Here is an 11,727-nt window from a genome sequence, read left to right on the forward strand (position 1 = left end):
AGTCACCTCGCCGGAGGCGAGCCAATGAGCCACCTCGCCGGAGGCGAGAAATGAGCCCAAGAGTCGGCGTCACGCTATCCGGCCGGTACCGGCTGCAGCGGCTCATCGCCACCGGCGGCATGGGTCAGGTCTGGGAGGGCGTGGACTCACGTCTGGGCCGCCGTGTCGCGATCAAGGTCCTCAAGGCGGAGTACTCGACGGACGCCGAGTTCGTCGAACGGTTCCGCGCCGAGGCGCGCACCGTCGCGATGCTCAACCATCCCGGCATCGCCGGGGTGTACGACTACGGCGAAACCGACATCGACGGCGAGGGCCGCACCGCCTACCTGGTCATGGAACTGGTCAACGGGGAGCCGTTGAACTCGGTGATCAAGCGCACCGGCCGGCTGTCACTGCGTCACGCACTGGACATGCTGGAGCAGACCGGGCGAGCGCTGCAGGTCGCCCACTCCGCCGGTCTGGTGCACCGCGACGTCAAGCCGGGCAACATCCTGATCACGCCTACCGGGCAGGTCAAGCTCACCGACTTCGGCATCGCGAAGGCCGTCGACGCGGCGCCGGTCACCCAGACCGGCATGGTCATGGGCACCGCCCAGTACATCGCGCCCGAGCAGGCCCTCGGCCACGACGCCACCGCGGCCAGTGACGTGTACTCGCTGGGAGTCGTTGGCTACGAAGCGGTTTCGGGTAAGCGGCCGTTCACCGGTGACGGTGCGCTGACCGTCGCGATGAAGCACATCAAGGAGACCCCTCCCCCGCTGCCGGCCGATCTGCCGCCCAACGTGCGCGAGCTCATCGAGATCACACTGGTCAAGAACCCCGGCATGCGCTACAAGTCGGGCGGTCCGTTCGCCGACGCCGTCGCGGCCGTGCGCGCGGGTCGACGGCCTCCCCGGCCCAACGCCGCACCGTCGATCGGGCGCGCCGCGCCCACCGCGGTGCCACCGGCGATCGCGCCGCGCCCCGTCGCCGACACCACCGGCCGTGCCCCGGCCCCGACGTCGCGCGCCCGCACCACCGGCAGCCACCACCGCTCGGCTCCGCCGGCCCGCAGCACCTTCTCGTCCGGGCAGCGGGCGCTGCTGTGGGCGGCGGGTGTGCTCGGCACGCTGGCGATCGTCATCGCGATCCTGATCGTCCTCAACGCCCAGGACCGCAAGGACCGGCCACCGCCGACGACCATCACCGAGACCCCGTCCAGCCAGACCGAGACGCCGCCAGAGACGCCGGGCGCCGCGCCTGCCACGCTGGGCGATCATGAACCGGATCGATTGTGGGTATCCCGGGCTGTTGACAGCCCGCCCCATCAGGTGACCCTGCACGTTCCAGAACAGAAGTTGCGATGACGACCCCCAAGCACCTGTCCGACCGCTATGAAGTCGGCGAGATCCTGGGCTTCGGCGGTATGTCCGAGGTCCACCTCGCCCGTGACCTGCGCCTACACCGTGACGTCGCCATCAAGGTGTTGCGCGCCGACCTGGCCCGCGATCCCAGCTTCTATCTGCGGTTCCGGCGCGAGGCGCAGAACGCCGCCGCGCTGAACCACCCCGCCATCGTCGCGGTCTATGACACCGGTGAGGCCGAAACCCCGACCGGTCCGCTGCCCTACATCGTCATGGAGTACGTCGACGGGGTGACGCTGCGCGACATCGTGCACAGCGACGGACCGATGCCGCCTCAGCGAGCCATCGAGGTGATCGCTGACGCCTGCCAGGCGCTGAACTTCAGCCACCAGCACGGCATCATCCACCGCGATGTCAAACCCGCGAACATCATGATCAGCAAGACCGGCGCGGTGAAGGTGATGGACTTCGGCATCGCCCGGGCGTTGGCCGACGCCGGTAACCCGGTCACCCAGACCGCGGCGGTGATCGGCACCGCGCAGTACCTGTCGCCCGAACAGGCCCGCGGCGTCAAGGTCGACGCCCGCTCGGATGTGTACTCACTGGGCTGCGTGTTGTACGAAGTCCTCACCGGCGAACCGCCGTTCGTCGGGGATTCGCCGGTCGCGGTGGCCTATCAGCACGTCCGGGAGGACCCGGTGCCGCCGTCGCAGCGGCACAGCGGCATCTCCCCCGAACTGGACGCGGTGGTGCTCAAGGCGCTGGCCAAGAATCCCGACAACCGGTATCAGACGGCCGCGGAGATGCGCTCCGATCTGGTGCGGGTGCACAGCGGCGAGACACCGGACGCACCGAAGGTGTTCACCGACGCCGAGCGGACGTCATTGCTGGCCGCGGGCCCCGCCCGTCACCGCGCCGAACCGGCCGATCCCGGGCCCGACCTTCCGGCGCAGTACGACGACGGCGCACGCCGCGGATCCCTGGGCCGCTGGCTGATCGCGGTGGCGGTACTCGCGGTGCTGACGGTCCTGGTGACCATCGGCATCAACACCTTCGGCGGTGAGACCCGGGCCGTCCAGGTCCCGGACGTAAGCGGTCAGGCCTCTGCCGATGCCATCGCGACGCTGCAGAACCGCGGCTTCTCGATCCGGACCCAGCAGAAGCCTGATTCGGAGGTACCGCCGGACCATGTGATCAACACCGAGCCCGACGCGAACACCGAGGTGGACGCCGGCGAGGAGATCACGCTGAACGTGTCGACCGGTCCGGAACAGCGCGAGGTGCCCGACGTGTCCGGCCTCAGCTACAGCGAGGCGGTGCGCCGGCTCACCGATGCCGGGTTCGAACGGTTCCGGCAGACGACGTCGACGTCGCTGCCCGAGCAGAAGGACCGGGTGCTGTCCACGGTGCCGCCGGCCAATCAGACCTCGGCGATCACCAATGAGATCACCATCGTGGTGGGCAAGGGCCCGGCCACGGCGCTGATCCCCGAGTGCGTCGGCCAGACTGTCCAGACCTGTCAGCAGGTGCTGTCGGCCTCCGGGTTCACCAAAGCGGTCCCGGTCGAGGTGGACAGCACGGTATCGGCGGGTCAGGTGGTCGGGCTCGAGCCGGGCGCCGGTCAGACCGTCCCGCAGGATTCGGTGATCCAGATCCAGGTCTCGCGCGGTAACCAGTTCGTGATGCCGGACCTCACCGGCCAATTCTGGACCGACGCCGAACCGCGGCTGCGCGCACTGGGATGGACCGGGGTGCTCGACAAGGGCGCCGACGTGCCCAACAGCGGTCAGCGCACCAACGCGGTGGTGTCCCAGAGCCCGCCCCCGGGCACCGGGGTGAACTTCGGCGGCCGGATTACGCTGAACTTCGCGTCGTAGCGGCCGCCACGGCGTCGGCGACCTCATCCTCGAGGGCGCGCACGAGCGACTCCGCCGGGGCTTGTCCGCAGTAGCCCAGCCAGTTGGCCAGCATGCGGTGACCGCCCTGGGTCAGGATCGACTCCGGGTGGAACTGCACCCCGTGGATGGGCAGCTCCCGGTGTCGGACGCCCATGATGACGCCGCCGTCATCGCCCCCGTCGCTCCGCTGCACCCCGACGGTCCTGGCGGTGACCTCCAGCTCGGCCGGCATGGTCTCGGGCAGGATCGTCAGCGAGTGGTAGCGCGTCGCGGTGAACGGGTCCGGCAGCCCCCGCAGCACACCCTGATCCGTGTGGTGCACCGTGCTGGTCTTGCCGTGCAGAAGTTCGGGCGCCCGGTCGACGGTGCCGCCGAATGCCACCCCGATCGCCTGATGCCCGAGGCACACGCCCAGCAGCGGAGTGCCGGTGGCAGCGCACGCATGCACCAGCGCGATCGAGGCACCGGCGCGCTCCGGCGTACCCGGTCCGGGGCTGAGCAGCACCCCGTCGAATTCGCCGGCCGCCCGACGGATGTCGGCGTCGGAGCTGAGGCGGTCGTCGTCGTTACGCCACACCTGCGCGTGCACCCCGAGTTGGCCCAAGTACTGGACCAGGTTGAACACGAAGCTGTCGTAGTTGTCGACCACCAAGACCTGCATTGGCACAGGCTACCGACAGTGCCGTCGCCGACGCTCAGGCAGCGCCGGCGGCACTCTCACGGCCGCCGTCGCCCGTGTCACCGTCGTCGTCCTCGGACGTGTCGGTAGGAGGCTCGGGCTCGGGCTCGGCTTTGAGGCCGGGTTCGGGGTCAGCGGACTCAAGCTCGGCCTCGATGTCGCCGGCCGGGCCGCCGGCGGACTCGACGTCGTCGTCGACGAGCACGGTGACGGGGTCGATGTCGGCCTCGACCAGCACCTCGTCGACGTTGAGTTCCTCCGGCACGGGGTCCGCCGAGTCCTCCGGAGCCACGGAGTCTCCGTCGGAATTCTTGGAGCCGCCGCGGGCTGATTCGGGCTCCTCAGCACCGTCGGGTCTGCTGCGGACACCGGGACCGCCCAGGCTGGGCGGCGGGGTTCCGGTACCCCAGTCCGCGCCCTCGCCCTGTTCGATGAACGCCGGGCGCTCGTAATCGCGCTCGATCAGCGGGCGCAGGAAACCGTCGAGCTGGTCTATCGTGTCGTCGTCGACGAACCAGTCCAGCCACCTCAACATCGGCAGCACGTCCGCCTTGATCAGCATGTACGTGGTGTTGCCGTCGCGGTAGACGAGGTTGTCGGGATCGTTGATGTCCACATCGTCGAAGTAGGACAGGTGCCGGGCGAAGGTCGCGTTGACCGATGACAACCAGCTCCACCGCGTAGGCCGGTCGGCAACGCTGTCGTATTGCATCGCCACCTCGAGGTGCGCGTAGGGCTGCACGTTGGGAAGGCCGGTCCAGAACAGGTTCCGGTCGTCGCCACCGAACCTGTTCTCCGGATTACCGAACGTGACGATCGTGACGCGAGCCGGGTCGGGCGCCGTGAACGGGTTCTCGGCCCACTCGCGCAGCCGGTGGTAGGTCGACGCCGCGCCGAGCGAGTACGCCATCACGATGATGTCGCCCTGCGTGGCGGCAACCGCGTTCTGAAGTTGGATGGAGCCCAGCGCGACGTCGAACGGGGTGCGGTTGTTGTTGATCGACGTGCAGGTGTTCCGCTCGCAGAACGCGCCGTTGAACGCGGTCTGGGTGGTGCCCTTCGGCTGTCCGGTGCCTTCGACCCCGAGCACTGTGGCCGCGGATCCGGTCGGAGTCCAGGACAGGCACACCGCTGCCGGCGCCGCCAACGCTGCGATCAGTTTGCCTCGTGCCATGCGATTTCTCGGCGCGCTGTGCTTCCCCATGATCCCCCGATCCGGCGCGTGCAATTAGCTACTGCCCCCAGCGCCGGTGACGGATGTGGTGTCTTCAGGCAGGCGCAGCTGCGGCTTCCGTGGTTGCTGCGCCTGAGAATAAGCTTTCTTATCCCAGATCACAGCTTGTCGTTGATCAGGAAAGATACAGCACGGATTTGCCGAGTGCGCCTAAATTTACGTATCTGGAATTTATAGCTGGTCAGTATCCGAGCGGGCCGAGTGGTAGCGCATATCGCAGGCGAACCGACTCCTGGTGGCCGACCAGCTCAACCTCGCGGACTTCCTCGGTGTATCCGAGCCCGAACCGGACCGCATAGCGCTTGTAGAGGGTGACCAGCGGCGACTCCGCAAGCGCGGTCTGCATCGCCGTGGCGTCCCCGATCGCCGAGATGACGTACGGCGGACTGTAGGTGCGCCCGTTGAGCAGCAGGGTGTTGCCCACGCACCGTGGGGCCGAGGTCCCGATGATGCGCTGATCCTGAACCTGGATGCCTTCGGCTCCGGCGCTCCACAGTGCGTTGAGCACGCCGAGAATGTCCTGCTGGTGCACCACCAGGTCGTCCGGCGACGCATCCCGCGGGAAACGCCCCTGAGCGTCGCGCTGCGCGTCGTTGAGCGTGACCACCAGTCCCGGACCACGCAGCGGCGTCAGCGCCGACTGGGGGGCCAGCGCATCGGCACGCTCGACCATCGCCGCCAGCGCCGCATCGGCGCTCGGCGAGCCGCCGTGGTGGTTGTCGATCTGTGAGGCGAGCGCATCCCGGTCGGCGGTGCGCCGGTCCACCGACTGCTGGGCTTCCCGAACCAGATCCACGAGGCGGGGGGCGTCGCTGCGGCGGATCTCGTCGCCGCCGGAGACCCCGTGGGTCACGCCGAGCAGCAGTCCGGCGGCCGCACAGACGGCGGGGACGCCGTAGCGCCACACTGATCGCTTCCTCCCGGAAGCGTGGCGGTGGTCCATCGGTGTCGTCTCTTTCCGAGGTGGCCTGCGAGCCTGCGTTAGGCTTTCCCTACACATCGTCGCACTGACCGGTCGTTCGTGGCACCGGTGACAGCCGCGGCGCCGATCGTCCGAAGGTACGCATGCCCAAGTCCAAGGTCCGTAAGAAGAACGACTTCACCATCAACCCGGTGAGCCGGACTCCGGTCAAGGTCAAGGCGGGGCCGTCCAGCACCTGGTTCGTGGTGCTGTTCGTGAGCCTGATGCTGATAGGGCTGGTGTGGTTGATCGTGTTCCAGCTGGCGGGCTCGGGTCCGGATGTGCCGAGCTTTCTGCAATGGATGTCCGACCTGAACGTCTGGAACTACGCCATTGCGTTTGCCTTCATGATCACCGGGCTTTTGCTCACGATGCGCTGGCGGTGACCGTTCGGCGCGTCTGGATTGAATCCATTGTGGAAGCCCGCCGTTCTCCCGCACGCCATCCGCGCGTCACCGGATCACACGGATGTTATTCATCCCCATTGGGGATAGCACTTGTGGATAACCGCGTTCGGCGCGGTAGGAGGGTGTGAGAAGCGCATGCAGCAAACACAGTGGGGTCCTTCGCCGGGAGGCATCGCGGCGGCCGGTCTGTTGGGGATTCTCATGGCGATCGCCGCTGTGACCCTGGTCACAGACCCTCCGGGCCGACTCCTGATCGGCGTTGCCGCCGCCGGGTTGGTGGTGTTTGCAATCATGTCGTGGCGCGCACGCCCGAAACTGGCAATCACCGATCGGGCTCTGATCTACCGCGGCTGGTTCGGCTCTCGAGAACTGACGCAGGAAGATCTCACCCGCGTCCGCATCACCGAGTTCCGGCGTATCGGCCGCAAGATGCGGCTGCTCGAGCTGGACACCACCGACGGACGGCTGCTCGTGCTGAGTCGGTGGGATCTCGGCACCGACCCGCTGCACGTACTCGACGCGCTGACCGCCGCCGGGTATGCGCCCGGCGCCGGTTCAGGCGACGTCTAGGAGATCGTCACCGACTCGATCACGACCGGGTCGGTGGGGCGGTCGCTGCGGTCGGTCGCCGTGGTGGCGATCGCGTCGACGACCTTGCGCGACTCCGGATCGACGACCTCGCCGAAGATGGTGTGGCGCCGGTTCAGGTGCGGGGTCTCCGTCACCGTGATGAAGAACTGCGAACCGTTGGTGCCCGGCCCGGCGTTGGCCATCGCCAGCAGATAGGGCTTGTCGAACTGCAGTTCCGGGTGGAACTCGTCGGCGAACTGGTATCCCGGCCCGCCGCGGCCCGTCCCGGTCGGGTCGCCGCCCTGGATCATGAAACCGTCGATGACGCGGTGGAACACCGCGCCGTCGTAGAACGGTCCCGACGAGCCGCCGGACGCGTTCTCCGTGCTGTACTCCTTGGTGCCCTGGGAGAGTCCGACGAAATTGGACACGGTCTTCGGAGCGTGGTTTCCGAACAGGGCGATCTTGATATCGCCGCGGTTGGTGTGCAGGGTCGCGGTCGCGGTCTGAATGGGACTCGTCACGAGAACTCAGTGTGCCACGTCCGGTCCGACGGCCAACCGGCCACCGTCCCGTAGGCGGGGATGGCAGTCTGGAAGGCGACATCCGACAGCCTGAAAGAGGTAGGCCATGAGCTCTGCGACCCGCGTGCGTCTGACCCCGAGCCAGCGGCTCAGCCGTGGTCTGAAGTACTCGACCGTCGGCCCGGTCGACGTCACCAGGGGAGCCGTGGGCCTCGGAGTCGACACGGTGCGGAACTCGGCCGCCTGGGCCGGCGCCCGGTACCGCCGCAGCAAGGTGGCCCACCAGGTGAAGGCCGAATTGGCCGCCGCGCAGGAGACTTTGGCGGCCGAGGTGGCCGCGGCCCAGGAAGTCGTCGCCGGGTTGCCGCAGGCGCTGCAGAAGGCCCGCAAGTCCCGTCGCCGCAAGCGCCCGCTGCTGTTGGCCGGTGTCGCGGTCGTGGTGCTGGCCGGGGGAGCGGTGGCGTTCTCGATCGTGCGGCGCTCCACCCAACCCGAGCCCTCGGCGCTGCCGCCCAGCGTCGAGGTCACCCCCAAGCCGTAGCCGCCGCTCATGGCCGCCGTGTCGGTGTTCGATCTGTTCTCTGTCGGCATCGGGCCGTCGAGTTCACACACCGTGGGCCCGATGCGGGCGGCCCGGCGCTTCGCCGACGGGCTGGCCGCATCCGGGCTCCTGGACACCGTCGCAAGGGTGCGCGTTGAGCTGTACGGCTCCCTGGGAGCCACCGGCGCGGGTCACGGAACCCCGGGAGCGGTGGTGCTCGGCCTGGAGGGCGCCGACCCCGAGACGGTGGACCCCGGCCAGGCGCGCGAGCGGGTCCGGCAGATCACCGATGCGCAACGACTGCGCATCGCAGGCACCCGCGAGATCGCGTTCGACATCGCCGCCGACATCGTCATGTCGTTGCAGCCCATGCAGTTTCACAGCAACGGCATGATCTTCACCGCCCATGACCGCGGCGGCTCGGTGCTTGCGCGGCGGGTGTACTACTCCGTCGGTGGGGGATTCGTGGTCGACGAGGAGCAGGCCGCCCGGGCGTCCTCCGACGACGACGTCGCGCTGCCGTACCCGTTCCACACCGGCGCCGAGCTCGTCGCGCTGGCCGACGAAAACCGCTGCAGTATCGCCGATCTGGTGGCTGCCAACGAACAGGCGCTCGGAAACGGGACCCGCTTGCGAGCGGGCCTGCTGCGCATCTGGGCGACGATGCGCGAGTGCGTCGGCAACGGGTTGGCCGCGGACGGGACGTTGCCGGGAAGGCTGCACGTGCGCCGCCGCGCGAAGGCGCTGGCGCAGGCGCTGGAGAACAATCCCGCCGATCCTCTGTACGCGATGGACTGGGTCACGGTGTATGCGCTGGCGGTCAACGAGGAGAACGCCGCGGGAGGTCGTGTCGTGACGGCGCCGACCAACGGGGCGGCCGGCATCATTCCGGCTGTCCTGCACTATTACTGGCGATTCGTCGCGGGAGCCGACGAGGACGGGGTGGTCGAGTTCCTGCTCACCGCGGCGGCGATCGGGCAACTCTTCAAGGCCAACGCCTCGATCTCGGGTGCCGAGGTGGGCTGTCAGGGTGAAGTCGGCTCGGCCTGCTCGATGGCGGCAGGCGGTCTGGCCGCGGTGCTGGGCGGCACGCCGGCGCAGGTCGAGAACGCCGCCGAGATCGGCATCGAGCATAACCTGGGACTGACGTGCGACCCGGTCGGCGGACTGGTGCAGATTCCGTGCATCGAGCGCAACGCGGTCGCATCGGTCAAGGCGATCACCGCGGCCCGGATGGCAATGTTCGGCGACGGCAGCCACCATGTCAGCCTCGACACCGCGATCAAGACCATGCGCGACACCGGGGCGGACATGGCCGACAAGTACAAGGAGACCTCACGCGGGGGACTGGCTCTCAACGTCGTGGAGTGTTGAGCCGGTCGTGAGATGTTGATTTGTCTGTGGAGCCTAGGAGATTCGAACTCCTGACATCTGCCTTGCAAAGGCGAATCATGCTGCAGTTCAGCGCTTTCCGGTCGTTCTGAAGTGCGTGAACGCACAACTGCGGTTAACAGTAGTTATCTGTAACTGTGGTCAAATTGTGGTCACGGTGTGGCCGGATGCCTCGCCACACAGCGGCTGCGTCGTCTGGGACTGGAACCCGATGGAAGCAGGGTCTGCCTATGGTTGACTCGGTGAATCTGTTACTGCGGGCATATTGCGGGGCGTGCGATGGGTAAGAAGAAGCGGGACGAGGCACTCGGCGACGGCTTCGGACTACGGACTGGGCTGCGGTTCGAAAGCATTCTCGTCAACGCCGAGCAGTCTCTTCGCCTCGAACTCGACAGGGCCCGCCTCGAGTCCGACCACAGCCTCTCCGTTGGTGAACAGGCCGAGCATGCCGTACGTGACATGCTACGAACGCTTGTTCCTGCCGGGTATGGCGTCGGCAGCGGCCACATTTATGACGCGTATGGCGATCGCTCTAGGCAGACCGACGTTGTTATCACCAATCCTGAACACCCGCTGTCCTTCCCAGAGGGGCGAGCAGGGACGTATCTCGTTGATGGCGTGTCCGCCGCTGGGGAAGTGAAAGCAACGCTTAGCCCATCGAAGCTCGATGACTGCATTCTCAAAGGCACCAAACACAAGCAACTCCGCATGACCGCCAACTCCCATGATTTCGTCGGGATTGCCGGTCACACGGACCTACTCAAACAGATGGGCCTGGTACCACCGTATTTCGTTCTGGCCTTCGACAGCGCAATGAAGTTTGAATCCGTCCTCAAACGTCTCCGGAACTCCAGTTTGGTGCCACCCCCGGACGGAAAAAGCGAGGGCCCGCACGACCAAGGCGATACACCCCAGCCCCCAATCGACACGGTGTGCGTCCTGGGCCAAGGATTGTTTCTCTATGTCAGGCCCGACAACCCCATGGGGCTACGCGTCGGCGTACCGCGAGACCCTGATGACGCGGGTAACCCGCGGTCGATTGAACCTGCTGAGCGCCCTGATTGGATATTCATACCGACGGACGCACCCCTGGCATGGCTGTTGACTTGGCTACATTCGTCCATGCCCAGAATCATGCGCGGCGGCTCAGTCTTCCAGCCGTACTTGATTCCAAACCAAAAGAATCTGAGGTACATGGCGAAACGTGGCTACATCACCGCTGCTGGCGCGGCCTCAATGTCAGATGTCGTAGAGCCACAATCTGGATGATGCACCTGCTCGGCTCACTGCCGACCGCGTCTTAATCCGTCCGGAGAGTGGTTACTTTCCAGCCGCACCTCGGACAAGTTGGGACTTTCACATGGATGTCGACCCGGTCGTTATCGAACCCGCCAGTCATTCGACGCTGTTCGGCCAGTTCCAGTGGGGTACTGCACTCAGGACAATGCTCATTTTCAGTCACAGGGCCAGACGTTACGCGCGACCTATCCAATTGGTCGCCCGTTTCTCATAGAGCTCAATAGCATCCTTAATCAGGAGCATGCTGCCATACAACGAGGTGTTGAACCACACCTCATCGAAATTCCCCGGTTGTCCCGATATCTTGGCAGCCCAGTGAAATCCGTGGGCAGTCGCAGATCCTGTACGCCACAGGTGTCTAATGCCCTGGCCTTCCAGTGAATGCTCATCAACCAGGCCCTGGAGTAATGACGCGGTATCGGGCATCTGCTTAATCTCGCCATCCGGACTGAGCGCAGCGCCGCGAACACGAAGGGCCGCAATGTGATCGTTTATCAATGCCACCGCCTGATTGCGACCCTCCACAAGATCGGCGCTCATGTGGTCGCCCGTCAATCCCGAGATTGCCTTCCGCTGCTCAATCTGATTCTGAATCTCCAACATGATCGCCCGGAGCTGCCGCTCGGCGCGTTTGGGTGCATTTAATAGCCAAGTCGTTCGCGCTGCAGTAAGCAGCACAGTTCTTAAGGCAGTGAGAGGCCCGTGGTGGCGGAACGGGAACTTGGATTCCATCGCATCGACAACCATCCCCAGGTGTCGTCTGCCAGGAGGATGGGACCAGTGTGAGCTGATTTTGCCAGGGTGATGGGACCACCTGGATTGCCAGTTATGGGACCACCGGCGCGTCGCGTCGGTGGTCCCTTCATCTGTTCGTTTGAT

General features: G+C 66.3%; 12 protein-coding genes. 7 read left to right on the forward strand and 5 right to left on the reverse strand.

The window, feature by feature from the left end:
• Positions 1 to 50 precede the first annotated feature (50 nt).
• Together ACTWP6_RS26610 and pknB are read left to right on the forward strand one after the other, a co-directional pair.
• Complete coding sequence (locus tag ACTWP6_RS26610) at positions 51 to 1,346, forward strand: protein kinase domain-containing protein (RefSeq protein ID WP_260756141.1); 1,296 nt, start codon at positions 51 to 53, stop codon at positions 1,344 to 1,346.
• Entirely contained in the window at positions 1,343 to 3,220 is a 1,878-nt protein-coding gene (pknB, locus tag ACTWP6_RS26615; RefSeq protein ID WP_443189274.1) for a Stk1 family PASTA domain-containing Ser/Thr kinase, read from the forward strand. Before ACTWP6_RS26610 ends, pknB begins: the two co-directional genes overlap by 4 nt.
• Here the strand turns inward: pknB and ACTWP6_RS26620 are convergent.
• From ACTWP6_RS26620 to ACTWP6_RS26630, 3 genes are all read right to left on the reverse strand, one after another.
• Complete coding sequence (locus ACTWP6_RS26620) at positions 3,198 to 3,902, reverse strand: aminodeoxychorismate/anthranilate synthase component II (protein WP_443189275.1); 705 nt, start codon at positions 3,900 to 3,902, stop codon at positions 3,198 to 3,200. The genes pknB and ACTWP6_RS26620 overlap by 23 nt on opposite strands.
• Before the next feature lie 34 nt (positions 3,903 to 3,936).
• On the reverse strand, positions 3,937 to 5,094 hold the full coding sequence (locus ACTWP6_RS26625; RefSeq protein WP_443189276.1) for a PE-PPE domain-containing protein: 1,158 nt from the start codon (positions 5,092 to 5,094) through the stop codon (positions 3,937 to 3,939).
• A 241-nt stretch (positions 5,095 to 5,335) separates the two neighbouring features.
• On the reverse strand, positions 5,336 to 6,097 hold the full coding sequence (locus ACTWP6_RS26630) for a DUF881 domain-containing protein (protein ID WP_443189277.1): 762 nt from the start codon (positions 6,095 to 6,097) through the stop codon (positions 5,336 to 5,338).
• A 122-nt stretch (positions 6,098 to 6,219) separates the two neighbouring features.
• On the opposite strand from ACTWP6_RS26630, the gene crgA reads away from it, so the two are divergent.
• Together crgA and ACTWP6_RS26640 are read left to right on the forward strand one after the other, a co-directional pair.
• Positions 6,220 to 6,501, forward strand: coding sequence for a cell division protein CrgA (crgA, locus tag ACTWP6_RS26635; RefSeq protein WP_260756136.1), 282 nt, complete (start codon positions 6,220 to 6,222; stop codon positions 6,499 to 6,501).
• Positions 6,502 to 6,657: 156 nt separating this feature from the next.
• Positions 6,658 to 7,092, forward strand: coding sequence for a PH domain-containing protein (locus ACTWP6_RS26640; RefSeq protein WP_443189278.1), 435 nt, complete (start codon positions 6,658 to 6,660; stop codon positions 7,090 to 7,092).
• Here the strand turns inward: ACTWP6_RS26640 and ACTWP6_RS26645 are convergent.
• The gene (locus tag ACTWP6_RS26645; RefSeq protein WP_260756134.1) at positions 7,089 to 7,616 is read right to left on the reverse strand and encodes a peptidylprolyl isomerase; all 528 of its coding nucleotides are present in this window, start codon (positions 7,614 to 7,616) and stop codon (positions 7,089 to 7,091) included. The genes ACTWP6_RS26640 and ACTWP6_RS26645 overlap by 4 nt on opposite strands.
• Before the next feature lie 106 nt (positions 7,617 to 7,722).
• Here ACTWP6_RS26645 and cwsA point away from each other — a divergent pair, with 106 nt between their 5' ends.
• From cwsA to ACTWP6_RS26660, 3 genes are all read left to right on the forward strand, one after another.
• A complete protein-coding gene (cwsA, locus tag ACTWP6_RS26650; RefSeq protein ID WP_443189279.1) occupies positions 7,723 to 8,157 on the forward strand; it encodes a cell wall synthesis protein CwsA in 435 nt (144 codons plus the stop codon).
• Positions 8,158 to 8,166: 9 nt separating this feature from the next.
• Positions 8,167 to 9,531: an L-serine ammonia-lyase gene (locus ACTWP6_RS26655; protein ID WP_443189280.1), complete on the forward strand. Its 1,365-nt coding sequence runs from the start codon at positions 8,167 to 8,169 to the stop codon at positions 9,529 to 9,531.
• A gap of 297 nt (positions 9,532 to 9,828) precedes the next feature.
• Positions 9,829 to 10,818, forward strand: a complete 990-nt coding sequence (locus ACTWP6_RS26660; protein ID WP_443189281.1) for a DUF6602 domain-containing protein — start codon at positions 9,829 to 9,831, stop codon at positions 10,816 to 10,818.
• A 204-nt stretch (positions 10,819 to 11,022) separates the two neighbouring features.
• Here ACTWP6_RS26660 and ACTWP6_RS26665 read toward each other — a convergent pair whose 3' ends face one another.
• Positions 11,023 to 11,595 carry a hypothetical protein gene (locus ACTWP6_RS26665; RefSeq protein ID WP_443189282.1) on the reverse strand — a complete coding sequence of 191 codons (573 nt, stop codon included), beginning with the start codon at positions 11,593 to 11,595 and terminating at the stop codon, positions 11,023 to 11,025.
• Positions 11,596 to 11,727: the final 132 nt, after the last annotated feature.

The sequence above is a fragment of the Mycobacterium sp. 4D054 genome (assembly GCF_052245755.1).
Classification (GTDB): domain Bacteria; phylum Actinomycetota; class Actinomycetes; order Mycobacteriales; family Mycobacteriaceae; genus Mycobacterium.